Annotated in this window: 27 protein-coding genes; 25 read left to right on the forward strand and 2 right to left on the reverse strand. The window is 47.1% G+C overall.

What is annotated here, in order from left to right; all coding sequences use genetic code 11:
* Positions 1-3: 3 nt before the first annotated feature.
* Entirely contained in the window at positions 4-1,134 is a 1,131-nt protein-coding gene (locus DLD82_RS10025) for a tubulin/FtsZ family protein (RefSeq protein ID WP_109940969.1), read from the reverse strand.
* A 281-nt stretch (positions 1,135-1,415) separates the two neighbouring features.
* On the opposite strand from DLD82_RS10025, the gene DLD82_RS10030 reads away from it, so the two are divergent.
* Together DLD82_RS10030 and DLD82_RS10035 are read left to right on the forward strand one after the other, a co-directional pair.
* On the forward strand, positions 1,416-2,402 hold the full coding sequence (locus DLD82_RS10030; protein WP_109940970.1) for a 5,10-methylenetetrahydromethanopterin reductase: 987 nt from the start codon (positions 1,416-1,418) through the stop codon (positions 2,400-2,402).
* Between the two features lie 98 nt (positions 2,403-2,500).
* Complete coding sequence (locus DLD82_RS10035; protein ID WP_109940971.1) at positions 2,501-3,436, forward strand: galactose-1-phosphate uridylyltransferase; 936 nt, start codon at positions 2,501-2,503, stop codon at positions 3,434-3,436.
* A gap of 37 nt (positions 3,437-3,473) precedes the next feature.
* Here the strand turns inward: DLD82_RS10035 and DLD82_RS10040 are convergent, their stop codons facing one another.
* Entirely contained in the window at positions 3,474-4,316 is an 843-nt protein-coding gene (locus tag DLD82_RS10040; RefSeq protein ID WP_109940972.1) for a F420-dependent methylenetetrahydromethanopterin dehydrogenase, read from the reverse strand.
* 194 nt (positions 4,317-4,510) lie between these two features.
* On the opposite strand from DLD82_RS10040, the gene DLD82_RS10045 reads away from it, so the two are divergent.
* The 23 genes from DLD82_RS10045 (at position 4,511) to DLD82_RS10155 (ending at position 16,163) form a co-directional block, all read left to right on the forward strand.
* Positions 4,511-4,915, forward strand: a complete 405-nt coding sequence (locus DLD82_RS10045; protein WP_109940973.1) for a Tfx family DNA-binding protein — start codon at positions 4,511-4,513, stop codon at positions 4,913-4,915.
* A 478-nt stretch (positions 4,916-5,393) separates the two neighbouring features.
* Positions 5,394-6,407, forward strand: coding sequence for a 50S ribosomal protein L3 (gene rpl3p / locus DLD82_RS10050; protein WP_109940974.1), 1,014 nt, complete (start codon positions 5,394-5,396; stop codon positions 6,405-6,407).
* Between the two features lie 5 nt (positions 6,408-6,412).
* Entirely contained in the window at positions 6,413-7,162 is a 750-nt protein-coding gene (rpl4p, locus tag DLD82_RS10055) for a 50S ribosomal protein L4 (RefSeq protein ID WP_109940975.1), read from the forward strand.
* A complete protein-coding gene (locus tag DLD82_RS10060) occupies positions 7,162-7,410 on the forward strand; it encodes a 50S ribosomal protein L23 (protein ID WP_109940976.1) in 249 nt (82 codons plus the stop codon). Before rpl4p ends, DLD82_RS10060 begins: the two co-directional genes overlap by 1 nt.
* A 9-nt stretch (positions 7,411-7,419) precedes the next feature.
* The gene (locus DLD82_RS10065) at positions 7,420-8,133 is read left to right on the forward strand and encodes a 50S ribosomal protein L2 (protein ID WP_109940977.1); all 714 of its coding nucleotides are present in this window, start codon (positions 7,420-7,422) and stop codon (positions 8,131-8,133) included.
* Between the two features lie 5 nt (positions 8,134-8,138).
* On the forward strand, positions 8,139-8,552 hold the full coding sequence (locus DLD82_RS10070) for a 30S ribosomal protein S19 (protein WP_109940978.1): 414 nt from the start codon (positions 8,139-8,141) through the stop codon (positions 8,550-8,552).
* 5 nt (positions 8,553-8,557) lie between these two features.
* Positions 8,558-9,022, forward strand: coding sequence for a 50S ribosomal protein L22 (locus tag DLD82_RS10075; RefSeq protein ID WP_109941076.1), 465 nt, complete (start codon positions 8,558-8,560; stop codon positions 9,020-9,022).
* A gap of 4 nt (positions 9,023-9,026) precedes the next feature.
* A complete protein-coding gene (locus DLD82_RS10080; protein ID WP_109940979.1) occupies positions 9,027-9,740 on the forward strand; it encodes a 30S ribosomal protein S3 in 714 nt (237 codons plus the stop codon).
* Entirely contained in the window at positions 9,741-9,944 is a 204-nt protein-coding gene (gene rpmC, locus DLD82_RS10085) for a 50S ribosomal protein L29 (RefSeq protein WP_109940980.1), read from the forward strand.
* Complete coding sequence (locus tag DLD82_RS10090) at positions 9,941-10,216, forward strand: ribonuclease P protein component 1 (protein WP_109940981.1); 276 nt, start codon at positions 9,941-9,943, stop codon at positions 10,214-10,216. The genes rpmC and DLD82_RS10090 overlap by 4 nt, the downstream gene beginning before the upstream one ends.
* A gap of 9 nt (positions 10,217-10,225) precedes the next feature.
* The gene (locus tag DLD82_RS10095; RefSeq protein ID WP_109940982.1) at positions 10,226-10,552 is read left to right on the forward strand and encodes a 30S ribosomal protein S17; all 327 of its coding nucleotides are present in this window, start codon (positions 10,226-10,228) and stop codon (positions 10,550-10,552) included.
* Positions 10,549-10,947 carry a 50S ribosomal protein L14 gene (locus DLD82_RS10100; RefSeq protein WP_109940983.1) on the forward strand — a complete coding sequence of 133 codons (399 nt, stop codon included), beginning with the start codon at positions 10,549-10,551 and terminating at the stop codon, positions 10,945-10,947. Before DLD82_RS10095 ends, DLD82_RS10100 begins: the two co-directional genes overlap by 4 nt.
* A gap of 10 nt (positions 10,948-10,957) precedes the next feature.
* Positions 10,958-11,320 (forward strand): 50S ribosomal protein L24, encoded by a 363-nt coding sequence (gene rplX, locus DLD82_RS10105; protein WP_109940984.1) that lies wholly within the window; start codon positions 10,958-10,960, stop codon positions 11,318-11,320.
* Between the two features lie 2 nt (positions 11,321-11,322).
* On the forward strand, positions 11,323-12,048 hold the full coding sequence (locus DLD82_RS10110) for a 30S ribosomal protein S4e (protein ID WP_109940985.1): 726 nt from the start codon (positions 11,323-11,325) through the stop codon (positions 12,046-12,048).
* Positions 12,045-12,551: a 50S ribosomal protein L5 gene (locus DLD82_RS10115; RefSeq protein ID WP_109940986.1), complete on the forward strand. Its 507-nt coding sequence runs from the start codon at positions 12,045-12,047 to the stop codon at positions 12,549-12,551. Before DLD82_RS10110 ends, DLD82_RS10115 begins: the two co-directional genes overlap by 4 nt.
* Positions 12,551-12,721, forward strand: coding sequence for a 30S ribosomal protein S14 (locus DLD82_RS10120; RefSeq protein ID WP_109940987.1), 171 nt, complete (start codon positions 12,551-12,553; stop codon positions 12,719-12,721). The genes DLD82_RS10115 and DLD82_RS10120 overlap by 1 nt, the downstream gene beginning before the upstream one ends.
* Positions 12,722-12,731: 10 nt before the next feature.
* Positions 12,732-13,124, forward strand: coding sequence for a 30S ribosomal protein S8 (locus tag DLD82_RS10125; RefSeq protein WP_109940988.1), 393 nt, complete (start codon positions 12,732-12,734; stop codon positions 13,122-13,124).
* Positions 13,125-13,132: 8 nt separating this feature from the next.
* Positions 13,133-13,663 (forward strand): 50S ribosomal protein L6, encoded by a 531-nt coding sequence (gene rpl6p, locus DLD82_RS10130; protein WP_109940989.1) that lies wholly within the window; start codon positions 13,133-13,135, stop codon positions 13,661-13,663.
* Entirely contained in the window at positions 13,663-14,109 is a 447-nt protein-coding gene (locus tag DLD82_RS10135) for a 50S ribosomal protein L32e (RefSeq protein WP_109940990.1), read from the forward strand. Before rpl6p ends, DLD82_RS10135 begins: the two co-directional genes overlap by 1 nt.
* Positions 14,110-14,556, forward strand: coding sequence for a 50S ribosomal protein L19e (locus DLD82_RS10140; RefSeq protein ID WP_109940991.1), 447 nt, complete (start codon positions 14,110-14,112; stop codon positions 14,554-14,556).
* On the forward strand, positions 14,556-15,083 hold the full coding sequence (locus DLD82_RS10145) for a 50S ribosomal protein L18 (protein ID WP_109940992.1): 528 nt from the start codon (positions 14,556-14,558) through the stop codon (positions 15,081-15,083). The genes DLD82_RS10140 and DLD82_RS10145 overlap by 1 nt, the downstream gene beginning before the upstream one ends.
* A gap of 1 nt (position 15,084) precedes the next feature.
* Positions 15,085-15,702: a 30S ribosomal protein S5 gene (locus tag DLD82_RS10150; protein ID WP_109940993.1), complete on the forward strand. Its 618-nt coding sequence runs from the start codon at positions 15,085-15,087 to the stop codon at positions 15,700-15,702.
* Positions 15,702-16,163 (forward strand): 50S ribosomal protein L30, encoded by a 462-nt coding sequence (locus tag DLD82_RS10155; RefSeq protein ID WP_109940994.1) that lies wholly within the window; start codon positions 15,702-15,704, stop codon positions 16,161-16,163. The genes DLD82_RS10150 and DLD82_RS10155 overlap by 1 nt, the downstream gene beginning before the upstream one ends.
* Positions 16,164-16,167 lie beyond the last annotated feature (4 nt).

The following is a 16,167-nucleotide window of genomic DNA, read 5'->3' on the forward strand; positions in this document are numbered from 1 at the left end:
AATTCACTCTTTTTTTCCAAACCGTTCATATAGGTCCTGAACTCTGGTTACCGTTGGAAGACCAGAAAATAATATGAGGACCGAAACATGGTTCATGTATCTGGCTGATACGGGATTGTCTCCAGATCTCATCTCAAATCCGTCAATACTTTCATCAATCCATTTTCGTACAGCCATGTACCCTTTCATGGATAATTCATCTTCAGGGCCGGAAAGAAGTATAAGGGCTTTTTTTGCCGTAGTAAAATCACAATATGCTGAAATTTCCCTGAATACTGCCCTTTCAGCTAATTTTACAATTCTCGCCGCTCGTTCCTGTCTTCCTACGCGGGACTCATTCCTTTGCCTGAGAATACTGATTTTCCCTGAATCAGGGAGTTCTTCTTCAGCATAACCGATGGTAATGAGTGACATTCCGGTAATGGTGTTCAGGATTTCACGTGAGTCAAGAACGGTCTGGGGTGCTCCTTTTTGAATCTCTCCCGCGTTGATGAGAATCCTGATTCTGCGTGCGATGTGTCTGTTTACCAGATCAAAAGGTCCGAGGTTTTCTTTTTCGGAAGTTCCGGGAAGCCAGAACTTTTCAGATAATCCGGTCTCCTTTTGCATCAATGTATCCTGCATTTCTCCTCTTGCCTTGTCCAGCCAGAGTTGATTATCAAATATTATGACGCCATCAACAAGCGGGCGTATCATCTGCAGGTTTTTCATCGCCTGGATTAATCTGGTTTCACCTTCTTCTTCAGCAGGTATGGTAACAAGAGAAAAGACCGGTTCATACATCGTTTCTCTGATTATTGACACCAAATGAGGTACCAGGTTGACCAGACCTCCACCAAGGCCGGCACAAAGGAGGATTGCATCATGGGTGCCTACATCAAATCCTTTGAGTTTGGATTTCACTTCGTCAATGGTAAACCGTGTCGTCAGAAGTTCCGGGTTATCTATGTTATCTTTCGGGAAATAGAATTTTGCCTCTTCATCTATGTAATTCAGGTGTTCAAGAACATCAGGGTCGTTATCTACTGTTATAGCATGTAAATCAGAACAGCGGGATGAACTACCTGAGGGTCTGACTATCGCATCAGCAATTTTACTTCCTGCAGTTCCAAGCCCGATAATTAACAGTCTCATATCGTTATGTCACGCCCGTGTTGTCTCCACTGGTAATATGAATATATGTATTCAGTTCATCTGATACAAGTGTTCCTGAAATAATTTTGTGATATCCACATAATGTGCGTTTATCACACAGAAACCGATGCGTTAAGCAGGATATTTTACAATTCTTATCCTCGTGTCGTCAAATTGTTATGAATTGTCTTATCGGATGCGAAATTTTCCTAAAAAACCCAATATCAAATGATAATATTTTTACCGGTATGGGTGTTAATAGTGAATTGAGGTGTTTTACCTTGAGTTATGGAATAGAATTCGTTCCGGGAAATATTAGCGTCAAACAGGTAGTCAATTATTGTAAACTTGCAGAATCAAAAGATATCGATTTTGCATGGATTACCAACCACTACAACAACCGCCACTGCTATCCGACCCTTGCTGCAATTGCACAGGCAACCACAACCCTGAAGATGGGTCCGGGTATCATGAACGCATTTACCGACACACCTGCAGCAATGGCCTCATTTGCATGCACTCTTAATGAGATTTCCGATGGCCGTGCTGTAATGGGTATCGGACCAGGTGACCTTTCAACCCTCCCGAAGCTCGCAATCAGCCCTGACAAACCAGTTGGCCGTCTTGAAGAAGCAGTCATACAGATGCGCAAACTCTGGGGTGGAGAAGAGGTTAAAAAGAGCGGGATGAAATTCTTTGACTACGACGGTGCAAAGCTCACTGGTGTCACTCTGCCTGGAAAGAAGGGTATTCCTGTATATATCGGTGCACAGGGACCAAAAGTTCTCGAACTTGCAGGAACTATCGGAGATGGTGCACTGATTAATGCATCCAACCCAAAGGACTTCGATGTCGCAATTCCAATCATCAAGGCAGCCTGTGAGAAAGTAGGCAAAAAAGGCTTTGACATTGGTGCATACACTGCTATGTCCATTGACATGAATGAGAAGAAAGCACGGAATGCAGCAAAGATTGTTGCAGCATTTATCGCAGCAGGATCTCCGGAACCACTGCTCCAGCGTCATGGACTTGATCTTGCCAAGGTTGCAAATATCAAGGCAGCACTTGCAAAGTTCGACTTCAAGACTGCAGGTGAGAATGTCGATGATAAAACCATCGATGCATTTACCATCGCAGGTAGTCCTGACACGGTGAAGCAGAAGTGTGAAGACCTGACCAAGTCTGGTGTGACCCAGATTATCTTTGGTTCACCACTCGGACCTGACATGGTTAACTCCATCCGTCTGCTCGGCAAATACGTCGTGTAATTTTAATTTATACTCTTTTTTTTGTGAAGCAGACAGAATTTTTCTGTTCACATTCTGATACAAACAATGATATCTCCTGAGGGGGATGAAAAGATGAGATGTTTCAGTCCAACCGTCATGAGCATGCAAGCGGGTTTATTGAGTTCAGAACTGAATCACTGACTGGTATCCGAACACGGATCTGTCCGGAGAGGGTAAAACGGGGTATTGGTGTTCCGGACATCCCGGAATATTCAGAAGAAGGGTGTCCTTTTTGTCCTGAAAAGGTCTGTCAGGTTACTCCGGTTTTTCCTGATGGTTCAAGGCTCAAAGTTGGAGATAGCATTACGTTTCCGAATCTCTATCCCTTTGCACACTATCATACCGTGACTGTTATGTCCGGGGAACATGTTGTTCGCCGTTTTACCTATGATTTGATTCACAATGCCTTATCTGGGCAGATAAGGGCGATGAAAGATCAATCCGGGTATGTTTCTATTAACTGGAATTATCTTCCATCTGCAGGTGCATCATTACCACATCCTCATCTCCAGGGACTTTGTGATGCGGTTCCGGATACTTTGCTAATGAAATATCTCCGGGGATCACTGGAGTATTATAATGAGCACAATCAATCCTGGTGGAATTATTTGAAGGAATCTGAATCTCAAACTGAGCGGTGTCTGAAAGGGACCGACCTTTTCTGGTATGCGCATCATGTTCCGGTGGGTGAGAAGGAAATCAGGTGTATTCTACCGGCTACAACAGTTTCAGATTTTCAAGCATCCGTTTCATTATTTTCCGAAGATCTTATCCGGATCCTTGAATTTTACCAGGATATGGGTCATGGTGCATGGAATATGTCAATTTTCTTTGCAACAGATGATGAACGTGAATACTTTTCTGCATTTGCAACTCTTGTTGCTCGAATAAACCCAAATCCTCTTTCTACCTCTGATACTGCTTTTATGGAAAAACTTCACCTTGAACCGGTAATTCTTACCCTTCCAGAAGATCTAGGAAACATCTGGCGTAATTGTAATGGTAATCAATAAGCGCCAATAATTGAAAAAAGAAGAATTTTATAGGATTTTATTCTGGCTTGCTGATGAGTGTTTTCTTTGCAACCCGTGTACCATCGTTCTTGTGTGGTTTACGGATTACTGCATCAGTTGCCTTTTCCATCTCGCGTGCTTCATCACAGAGAACCATTGCCTGGCGCATCATCTCATGTGCAGATGCAACTATCGGGGTGTAGTTTTCAAATCCTTTTGTCATGAAACAACCCTTGACATTAACGCCGGCTACTGCCTGCGCGATTTCATATGCTGCACGTGCCTTTGCATATGCGTATGGGTTGCTGAATTCTCCCTCAACAGCTTTGTCTGAAGTCATGACGATCTTCGGGAGTGCAAGATCCTTACCCTTCTTTCCTGCTTTAACCTGGTCGATTACTTCATCGAGAGCAACCTGGAGTTTTCTGAATGCCCCGGTGAGGGAGAGAACTTTTACCAGGTTACCGTTGTAGTCTGCCATTTCAATGGGGTCAAGGAATTCACGACGGGCACCGATCATGGAGTCTCCCTTCATGATGATGTATCCGAATTCGCTTGCCTTGAGTGCTTCCCACTCCTCTTTCTTGGAGGTAATGTCATCGGTTATGACAACACAGGGGATGCCAGCTGCGCCGAGTGCTTCACGTGCGCCCTTTGGTCCTGGGAGAACTCCGTTCGGGGAGACCACAATACAGAAATCTGGTGCCCATGCTTTCATGTTGGTAACTACGCGGTCGATATCTTCCGGCTGGAGTTTTGTTCCTGAAGTGGCCATGAAGGTCTGCATGTCTTCACGGTCTGCACGCTCGTCAAGGAGAAGTTCAGCCATGACACCGCTGGCGATATTTCCAAGTTTTGCAATTCCTACTTTTACAACCATTCTACACCTCTGTGTGTTCAACGATACTTTGACAAAATATCATAATAAATATTGTGAAATCGTTTTTTGTCAAAAAACACCCGGAGGGCGCGGATAGATATATTTTATCGGTAATTGGTTGTTTATTGTTAACCTTGTCTGATTATTGACCGGGTTAACGAAACCAGTTTAAATTTTGATGTTCAAGATTCTTTATGAAAGAAGGGCTATTAACTGACCGTCAAAAAGAAGTGCTCAGGTACAGGCGTTCAGGCCTTACTCAACAGCAAATTGCCGATATTATTCACACTTCAAAAGCAAACATCTGCACAATCGAAAAATCGGCAATGGAAAATATTAAAAGAGCCCGCGAGACCCTTGATTTCTTTTATAGTCTTGATGCACAGCATCTTTGTACAATCGAGAAAGGATCTGATCTCTTTGAAGCTGTCACTAAAATTTTTGAAGAAGCTGAAAGTGCCGGAATTAAGGTAAAATATGATAGTATTCAATTAATGAACCGGATTCGGGATGATATACCTGAGAAAAATAAATCGCGCCTCATCCGGGAAAAAATTGAGGTCTACCTTAAGGATGATGGCGATCTTTACTTTGAATGAGTAGGATGCCAAATCTTTATACCCTATTTTGGTGAATATTAAGGAAGCCTAGGCACCAGGGAATCTGATTCCTGGTTGTCTGAATGTTATGATTCTGACTTTTTTCAGTCATGAAACAGACTAAAATTGCTTTAATTGCAATGGGCTGATAGAGTGGGATGTGATGTCGGCAAGGGTGGACGATGCGGCCCGAACCCTGCTTGCAGGGTAAGCCGAGTTATCACGCATCTTACGAGAGACCGGTATCCAGGCGATTTAAAACGATCTGTCTACACGTGTGAGTAGTTATTCTGGCAGGTTCTCTGCATATCCAAGAGGATCTCCGCGATGTAGGGAGGGATCATAGAATCGTTCCTGGCAGACAGCAGTTATCGCGAAAGCGCATATACAGCTCATGTCCCGTGTCTCTTTCCTGCATCGAAACATGTGCGGATTTCGCAGATGTTCCCAGATACAGTAAAGAAGGACTGATTGATACATGCCAAATATTCACAGACCTCGCATGGGTTCTCTGGCTTACAGCCCAAGGAAGAGAGCAAAAGGCCCTGTTCCAAAGTACCATGCCTGGCCCGCGTACCAGGGAGAACCTGCACTCCAGGGTTTTGCAGGATACAAAGTGGGGATGACCCATATTGTCATGGTAGATGACCATGTCAGCAGCCCGAATGAAGGAAAGGATGTCATGGTGCCAGTCACGGTGATAGAGGTTCCGGATATGCGGATTGCAGCAATTCGTGTCTATCGCCATGACACCTATGGAAACCATGTCCTGACAGAAATCTGGGCAGACTCTTTTGATAAGGAACTGAGCCGGAGACTGAATCTTTCAAAGAACTACAAGCGCGAAGATGCAGAAAAGAAGATTCGTGAAGCGCTTGAGGCAGATAAGATTGTAGATGTCTTTGCTCTTACCTACACTCATCCCGCAGTTCTGACCGGTGTTCCAAAGAAGGTCCCGGACCTTATGGAAACACGCATTGACGGTGGTTCAATGACTGAACGGTTCGAGTACGGGCTGAGTGTTCTTGGCAAGGACTTTGACATCCGGTCTCTTTTCCAGGTGGGTCAGTACACTGATGTGACTGCCATCACCAAAGGAAAAGGGACCCAGGGTCCGGTAAAACGCTGGGGTGTACACCTCAGGAAAAGAAAACATTCCCGTGGTAAAAAAGAGCGTCATGTCGGAACTCTTGGACCATGGACTCCACATCACGTCCGCTGGCAGGTTCCGATGATGGGTCAGATGGGATATCACCAGAGAACCGAATTTAACAAGCGTCTGCTTAAGATTGGTGAAAACGGTGCTGAAATAACTCCTGAAGGCGGATTCATTAACTATGGAGAAGTCCGTGCACGGTATGTGCTGATAAAAGGTTCAGTTCCAGGACCGTCCAAGCGTTTGATTAGAATCAGACATGCAATACGCCTCGGAGAACACAAGATCCGTGAACCGACTATCGGGTTTGTGAGTCTGGAGAGTAAGCAGGGGTGAAATAAATGAAAGCACAGGTATTGACACTTACCGGAACTGTGGCCCATGAAATTGATCTTCCATCGGTCTTCAGTTCAGAATATCGCCCTGATCTCATCAAAAAAGCGGTCATCGCTCAACAGAGCCGCCGATACCAGCCACATGGTGCATATCCCTATGCAGGAATTTCTGCATCTGCTGTCGGGTGGGGAAGTGGCCGTGGTGTTTCACACGTTCCACGTCTGAAAAACAGTTCCCGAGCCGCAAAGGTACCGCAGGCAAAGGGTGGGCGTGAGGCACATCCTCCCAAAGTTGAGAAAATTCTGGTTCGCGCAATCAACCAGAAAGAAAAGCGGAAAGCGATAAATTCAGCGATTGCAGCAACCATCTCTGATGAACTTGTTCGTTCAAGAGGTCACGTTTTCAGCGGTTCTCTTCCGTTTGTTCTTTCAGGCGAGTTTGAATCATTGAAAAAGACGAAAGAAGTAATTACTGCGCTTCGTGCAATTGGTGTATATGGAGATGTTGAACGGGCAGAACGGTCACGGAAGGTCCGTGCCGGCCGTGGTAAACTTCGTGGACGCCGTTACAAACAGCGTAAGAGTCTTCTTATTGTCACCGCGAATGAAAACCTCCGGGCAGCCAAAAACCTTGCTGGTGTTGATGTTTGTCTTGTGGATAACCTCAATGTCGAACTGCTTGCACCCGGAACTCATGCAGCCCGGCTTACACTCTGGACTGAAGATGCCGTAAAAAAACTCGGTGGTGAGCAGTAATGATTCTGAAATATCCCTACGCAACAGAAAAAGCAAGTATGATCGTTGAGCGTGACGGTCAGATTCAGTTCATTGTTGACCGTAAGGCATCAAAATTCCAGATTAAACTTGCAATAGAAAAGATGTTTGATCAGCAGGTGACAGCGGTCCGGACTATGATGACAAACCGGGGAGAAAAGAAAGCAATGGTGAGTTTTTCAAATCCGAAAGCCGCCGAAGAGATTCTCAGCCGGCTTGGAATAATGTGAGGTGCAAGCATGGGACATAGAATAACAACACAGAGTCGTGGACATGGAAGCCCGACATATCGTGCACCTTCACACCGGTATAAAGCTGCACTCAGACACCTCGGTCGTTCTGGCGAGACAGTCACTTATAAGATTGTGGATATTGAGCATGACCCGGCACGTCATACTCCGATTGCCCTGGTTGATGTTCCGGGTGAAAAAGAGACCTACGTTCTGGTAACTGAAGGTATGGGTATCGGAGATATGCTTGCCTGGGGTCCTGAAGCAGAAATCAAGAATGGAAATACTCTTCCGCTTCAGTCAATTCCAACAGGTTCATCAGTCTGTAACATTGAAGCAAGTCCAAATGACGGCGGAAAGTTTGTCCGCGCCAGTGGTGTCCAGGCAACAGTTACCGATAAGATGGAAGGTCGCGTTGCAGTCAAGATGCCAAGTGGTTCAACCAAGTGGTTTAACGGTCTGTGTCGTGCAACAATTGGTATCGTTGCCGGTGGTGGGCGGAATGAAAAGCCGTTCGTGAAAGCCGGTAAGAAATATCATAAGATGAAAAATACCGCAAGTACCTGGCCAAGAGTCAGAGGTATTGCCATGAATGTCATCGATCACCCATTCGGTGGTGGAGGTCATCAGCATCCGGGCAGACCAAAGACGGTAAGTCGTGGTACTTCTCCTGGTAGAAAGGTTGGGCATGTTGCAGCCAGGCGGACTGGAAGAAGGAGGTGAACGGGATGGCAAAGAAAGTACAGAAGAAACTGCCACGACGGAAGGAGGAATTTACCTACCATGGCTATAAAATTGATGAACTTCGTGAATTGAGTCTGCAGGATCTGCTCCCGGTCATGCCCTCCTATGCCCGGAGGAAAGTGAACCGCGGCTGGACGATTGGAGAAGAAAAACTCCTTTCTGACATCCGCGAGGGAAGATCACGTATCAGGACTCATCAGCGTGATATGATCATTCTCCCGGAAATGATTGGACGGGAACTGGAGATTTATAACGGAAAGGATTTTATCCGTGTTGAACTTCAACCCGAATCTGTATTTCATTATCTTGGAGAGTTTGCATTAACCAGAAGGCGGGTTTCCCACGGTTCTGCCGGTATCGGTGCAACCAGGTCGAGTAAATTCGTTCCGCTGAAGTGATGAATATGGCCAGATTTGATTATTCAAACCAGGTAACCGGGAAGGACATCGCCCGTGGCCGCGTGAACGAGGCTCCGATCTCACCAAAACATGCAATTGAAATTGCACGGTTTATCAAGGGTATGAAACTGGATGATGCATCTGCATATCTGCAGGGTGTTCTCACTCTTGAAAAACCAATCCCGTTCAAGCGGTTTAACCGCAATGTTCCTCACCGGAAGGGTCTTGTCGGCTGGGATGCCGGCCGGTACCCACATAAAGCCAGCCGTGTATATCTCCGGCTGCTGAATAATGTCCGTAAGAATGCAGAATACAACGGACTTGAAGGCGAACAACTTCGTATTGTCCACGTGTGTGCAAACCGAGGTATCAGAAGAAGGAGTTTCATGCCTCGTGCAATGGGACGGGCAACTCCCAAAGATCGTCAGACGGTAAACATTGAGCTGGTCGTCCGCGAGCAGGAGGCCTGATATTGTGGCAGTAGAACGAAAATTTGTTGCAGACGGAGTCAGGAAAGTCCGTGTCGAAAGACATCTTGGTCATGAACTGAAACGTGCAGGATACGGAGGTATGGACCTCATCCGGACTCCTCTTGGCACTCAGGTGACAATCTTTGCTGAGAAGCCTGGTATTGTCATCGGAAAAGGTGGTAAGGTTGTAAGAGGTCTGACACAGGATCTTGCTACCACTTATGGTGTCGAATCCCCGCAGATTGAAGTGCAGCAGGTCGATAATCCAAACCTGAATGCCCAGATAATGGCAGAGAGACTTGCAAGTGCTCTTGAACGTGGCTGGTATTTCAGGAAAGCCGGGTCTTCAACCCTCCGGCGGATTATGGATTCTGGAGCACTTGGGTGCGAGGTCGTTATATCCGGGAAACTCACTGGTGCCCGTGGTCGTGTCCAGAAGTTTGTTGAAGGATATATCAAGCATTCAGGTGACCCGGTAAATACGCTTGTTGATAAGGGATATGCAGTTGCAATCAAGAAACTTGGTGTAATTGGTGTTCAGGTAAGACTTATTCCACCGGGCGCCCAGCTTCCTGACCACTTTGAGGTTACTGCAGAAGTGACTCAGAAAAAGCGGAACATGGCTCACATCACTCGTATTCCTGAAGATTACGATGAGGAAAACCTGGATCTTGATGCAATCGTGAATGAGCCTGATGACTTCATGGAGGACGAGTAAATGGCAATATTCCGAGCACGGGACGTTTCACAGCTCTCTGATGTGGAACTTGTCGAACAGGTCGATAAACTCCGGATGGAACTTATCCAGTACCATGGAAAGGTCAGTGCCGGAGGTTCCACTGAAAACGCCGGCAGGATTCGCGAAATTCGTCGGACCATTGCCCGGATGAAAACCGAGCAGAACCGCAGAATACACGCATGATCACCCCACAGAATATCCTCCGGCATGAACTGACCGGTCTGGATGTCCGGGTGAAACAAGCAAAAAACCAGTATCTTGAAGGGATTTCCGGGACGGTTGTGGAAGAGACACGAAATATGTTTCTTTTAAAAACTGTTGACGGAATCCGGAATATTCCAAAAAATGTGGCAATATTTCGTGTGACCCTCCCTTCAGGAACCACTGTTGATGTGAATGGTCAGGCGCTTGTAATGGCGCCGGAAAAACGCATCAGCATGAGAATCAAGAGATAGAGGCTCATAATGGCAAGAGATATCGGATTAAACGTCCCGGTCCCTGAAACGGACTGCAGTGACGTAAACTGCCCGTTTCACGGCACCTTGCCGGTGCGCGGCCAGGTGATCACCGGCAAGGTCGTGAGCGATAAGATGACAGGATCGATAGTAGTTCAGCGGGACTACCTTCATTTTGTCAGAAAATATCAGCGATACGAGAAGCGGAGTTCAAAGATCCATGCACACAACCCTCCATGCCTCCACGCACGGGTTGGTGACATGGTAAGTATAGCAGAATGCAGGCCTATTTCCAAGACGAAAACATACGTCGTGGTTGAGGTGAACCGGTCATGAAGGGTCTTGGGATAAAAGTCCCACGAGCAGTCAGCACCGGTACAAAGCTTGTCTGTGCTGATAACACCGGTGCACGTGTTGTCCAGGTGGTATCAGTCTTCGGATATCACGGTGTCCGGAGAAGGCAGCCAAAATTAGGGCTGGCAGATATTGCAACCGTGTCGGTCAAAAAAGGTACGCCCGACATGCGGAGAAAACTGGTTCGTGCAGTTGTTATCCGTCAGAAGAAAGAAATCCGGCGCCCGAGTGGTCTCCGGCTTAGCTTTGAGGATAATGCAGTTGTTGTTGTGGATGACAAGAACGAACCAAGAGGAACTGAAATCAAAGGTCCGGTAGCCCGTGAGGTTGCTATTCGGTATCCCCGTATCGGTTCAATGGCCACCATCATTGTGTGAGGAGAGGTACATGGTACGAGTAATTAGTAGTCAGCCAAGGAAACAGAGGAAGGCCAGGTACAATGCTCCGCATCATATGCGTGGCTCACTCCTGCATGCCGCTCTTTCCAAGGAGCTGCAGGGGAAATACAAGCGCCGGAGTATTCGGGTAATTAAGGGTGACACCGTAAAGGTTCTCCGTGGAGACCATGCCGGATCTTCCGGGCTTGTTGACTTTGTCATCACTAAGGATGCACGAATTGTGGTCGATGGAGTTTCTGTCAAGAAAGCAGATGGGACTGAAGTTCCCCGTCCGGTTGATCCCTCAAATGTGGTGATTACCGATCTGAATCTTGAGGACAAGAAACGTGAGCAGAAACTGAGCGGTGAGTAAAGATGGGACATCACCTCAAGCGGGTAGTATCTCCAAAATCCTGGGGAATTGCAAGAAAAAGTGATAAATTTGTCACAAAAACTTCTCCAGGCCCGCACAATAAAAATGCACTTCCGATTGTTGTCTGGGCTCGTGACCAGATGGGCATTGTCCGGAACATGAAGGAAGTAAAGCACGTACTTCGTGCTCGTGACATAATCGTAAATGGCAGACCTGTCCGTCATTCGGATATGGGTATTGGTATCTTTGACATCGTATCCATTCCAAAGAGCGGAAAACACTACCGGATTCTCCGTGACAAAAAGGGAAGACATGTTTCTATTCCTATCGATGAGGAAGCAGCATCCTCTCGTCTTGTGAAGATTACCAACAAGACGATTGTAAAGGGTGGAAAGATCCAGTTAAACCTCCGTGACGGTTCAAACGTCATTACTGACCAGCAGTACAAGTCCGGTGATTCAATCGTCCTTTCACTAAAGGATGGAGAGAAGAACAAGATTGTGGGGCACTTCCCATTCCAGACCGGTAACATGGCAATGATTATCGGTGGAAAACACTCCGGGATTGTCGGACGGGTAACTGAATGTATTACTGTTCCGGGCAGCCTTCCAAATCGTGTCATCCTGAAAGATGAACAGTCTGGTGAAACCTTTGAGACCATTGAAGAATACGTCGTGATGGTTGGAAGAGAATCACCTGCAATTGACCGTTGGGGGATTGAAGAATGAACCCGAACAGGGCGGTTGCTGTAGACAAAGTCGTCGTACACATGGGTGTCGGAGAAGCCGGTGACAAACTGGTCAATGCAGAAAGAATCATCTCCGAGATTACCGGAAACACTCCGGTTCGGAGTGTTGCAAAACAGACTCTGCCGGCTTTCGGTATTCGGAAAGGGGCTCCCATGAGCTGCCGTGTTACCCTTCGGGGCGATACTGCTCATAAATTCCTTGAGACTTCAATCCGTATCGTTGAAAATAAAATAAATTCCCGCGCCTTTGACAAACAAGGCAACTTTTCCTTTGGTATTGAAGAACACACCGATTATCCTGGCCAGAGTTATGATCCAAAGGTTGGTATCTTTGGTCTTGATGTGACCGTTGTTCTTCGAAGAAATGGTGTCCGGATTGCAAGACGCCACATCCAGCAGAAGAAATTACCGCTAAAGCAGCAGGTAACCATTGATGATGCGAAAGTCTTCCTGAAAGATCGCTATAGCGTGGAGGTACAGTAATGGCAAATAACAAAGCCGGGAAGGAACGGACCAAGATATTTGGCCGTGGATCCCATGAATGTCTGCTTTGTGGTCGGAAACAGGGACTTGTCCGCAGATACAATATATTCTTCTGCCGCCAGTGTTTCCGTGAATGGGCCTCTAAAATGGGCTTTAAGAAACTGAACTGAGGGGAGTGTCATGGCAAGACTGAATACAGTGGCGGATGCTATGAGCACGCTAAAGAATGCCTCTGATACCGGCCGGTCTGAATGTATTTTACAGCCCGCCGGGAGGCTGATTGGCGAGCTCCTCCGCATTATGAAAGAAGCCGGATATATCAAGGATTATACCCGGATTGAGGACGGTCGTGGTGGCCAGTACAAAGTGGCCATGTCTGGTTTGATTAACAAGTGTGGTTGTATCTCTCCCCGGTACTCGGTATCTCTTGATGAGATGGAATACTGGGAACAGCAATACCTTCCGTCCAAAAGTATTGGAATGCTTATGATTTCCACTTCAAAGGGAGTCATGGGTCATCATGATGCCCGCCGGAATGGAGTCGGCGGTGAATTGCTCGGATACGTATACTGAGGAAAATAATGGCAGTTGAGAGAATAGTATCCATACCTGCGGGAGTTTCTGTCACGATGGATGGAAGCGTCCTGAACGTGAAAGGTCCGAAAGGTGACCTTAAGCGGGATATGTGGTATCCGGGAATTGAAATCACCGTTGGTTCTGAAGATGTCCGGTTTTCAACCGAGTCACATAAGAAAGCGGTAACCTCAATGATTGGGACCCTTGCAAGTCACTGCACCAATATGTGTGCAGGGGTGAACAAGGGATATCTGTATACAATGAAAGTTGTATACGCCCACTTTCCCATCCAGTTAAAAGTTCAGGGAGAACGTCTGGAAATCGTAAATTTCATAGGCGAAAAACACCCCCGCTACGCACGCATTCTTCCAGGTACCACCGTAAAGGTTGGAACTGATGAAGTTACCGTGACTGGCATCGATAAAGAAATTGTCGGTTCCACTGCAGCAAATATTGAGCGTGCAACTCATATCCGCAACCGGGATCCCCGGGTTTTCCAGGATGGTATTTACATTATATCACGGAGTGTGCAGTAATGGCAGATGAAATCCGCCGGCTTTTAAAAGTCCGGAAATCCAAAGATGCACGCTTTAAACGTGAAGGTGTTGATAAGAAGAAAACTATCGCTGACTCCTGGAGAAGGCCCCGCGGTCTGCACAGCAAGCAGAGAAAACTACGGAAAGCGAAAGGTCCACATCCGACACCCGGATATGGAAGTCCTCTTGCCGTCAGAGGGATGCATCCCTGTGGTCTTAAGGAAATCCGGGTTTTTAACCTCAAAGATCTTGAAGGTGTTGACCCGGCAGTTCAGGCAATCAGGATTGCTGCAACAGTCGGCAGAAAAAAACGCGAACTTGTGCAGAACAAGGCAGCTGAAATGAAGATCCGGATTTTGAACTACAAGGATGCAAGCCATCCGGGTTCAAAGAAGGCATCTGAAGAAAAAGTTGCAGAAGAAGAGAGAACTGAGGAGGAGGAGTAAATGAGTCAGATTTCTGGTCAGAGACGCCTCGCTGCTGATGTTATCGGATGTGGTGTGAACCGTGTATGGTTTAACCCCGAGAAACTGAGCGAAGTGCAGCAGGCCATCTCACGAGAGGATATCAGAAACCTGATCCAGGAGGGCGTTATCGCCGCCCACCAGAAGCGGGGAAATTCCCGTGGCAGAGCCCGAGCAAAAATGGCCAAACGAAGTTATGGTCATTGTAAGGGTCCGGGTCGCAGGAAAGGAGCCGCAGGATCACGTACGAATAGTAAAGATCGCTGGATTCAGCGGATACGAGCACAACGCCGTGTGCTTCGCGAACTTCGTGAATCCGGAGATATCGAACGGTCAATGTACCGGACTTTCTACCGCCGTGCAGCCGGAGGTCAGTTCAGGACTGTTTCCCATATGAAAGCCCAGATAGAAATCGGGAGGAACCAGTAATGGCAACCGGCCCACGATACTTTGTTTCATTCCGTCGTCGCCGTGATGGAAGAACCAATTATCATGCTAGAACGAAACTGGTTGTTGCCACCCGGCCACGACTGGTTGTAAGAAAGACCAACCGTCACATTATCTGTCAGATTGTCACTGCACACATGGAAGGAGACAAAACCCATGTTGCGGTTAACTCTTCAGAACTCCGAAAATTCGGATATGAAGGTTCATTGAACAACACACCGGCAGCATATCTGACCGGAATGCTCCTTGCAGTCCGAGCTCTCAAAGTCGGTCAGGAAGGGGCAATTATGGATATTGGTCTTCACCGTGCTACCCGGGGTGCCCGGGTATTTGCTGCTTTGAAAGGGGCAGTAGAAGCTGGATTTGACATTCCTCACAACGAGGAAATACTTCCGGCTGATGAACGGTGTAAAGGAGAACACATTGCGGCATATGCTCCGGACCGTGCGGGCAGCCTTCCTGCAAATGTAGCAGCAACGGTTGACGCAATCATGGGGGAGCTGAACTGATATGGCATTTGACAAGTCAGAATGGGTGCCCCTGACCGGCCTTGGACGTATGGTCCAGGCTGGTGAAATTAAGAGTATTGACGAGATACTCACCAGCGGGAAACCCATCAAGGAACCTGAGATCGTCGATGCATTCCTCCCGGACCTCGTCGATGAGGTGCTCGACATCAATATGGTACAGCGGATGACCGACTCTGGTCGCCGGGTAAAATTCAGAGCAGTTGTAATTGTCGGAAATCGCGACGGATACGTCGGATTCGGACAGGGAAAAGATGCTCAGGTTGGAGAAGCCATTAAAAAGGCTATTGTGAGTGCCAAGATAAATCTTGTTAAAGTCCGTCGTGGCTGTGGTTCATGGGAATGTGGCTGCAGTCATCCGCACTCTATTCCGATGCTTGTCACCGGAAACGCTGGTAGTGTTCGTGTAACACTCCGTCCGGCTCCACAGGGTATCGGTCTTGTAACCGGAGATATTGGTAAGAAAGTGCTTGAGCTCGCAGGTATCCGTGATGTCTGGGTACAGACCCAGGGACAGACCCGGACTACCATCAACTATGCGAAAGCAATGTTCAATGCATTGCAAGCAACGAATATGATTCGTCTCGGAGGAATGGAGTAATGTATGCGGTTGTACAGGTCCGCGGAACGGTTAAGACCCGTCGTGAGATAAAAGACACCCTTAAGATGCTCCGCCTGCATCATATCAACCATTGTGTCCTTATCCCGGATACTCCGGCATATGCCGGAATGATTCGGAAAGTAAAGGATTTCATCGCTTATGGTGAAGTGAATGCATCAATCCTCGAAGAATTGCTTACTAACCGTGGTCGTCTTATCGGTGATATTCGCCTTACTGATGAGTATGTGAAGGAGAATTCCCAGTATGGTGGAATTTCAGAATTTGCAACAGCACTTGCCGGTGGACAGGCCCGCCTGACAGATGTACCCGGATTAAAGCCGGTACTTCGTCTCCACCCGCCACGGAAAGGATATAAGACTACGAAGAGGACTGTCCAACAGGGTGGTTCCCTGGGTTATCACGGGGAGAATATCAATGATCTCCTCTACAAAATGAGGTAATTGC

It is taken from the genome of Methanospirillum stamsii, assembly GCF_003173335.1.
GTDB classification, from domain to species: Archaea; Halobacteriota; Methanomicrobia; order Methanomicrobiales; family Methanospirillaceae; genus Methanospirillum; species Methanospirillum stamsii.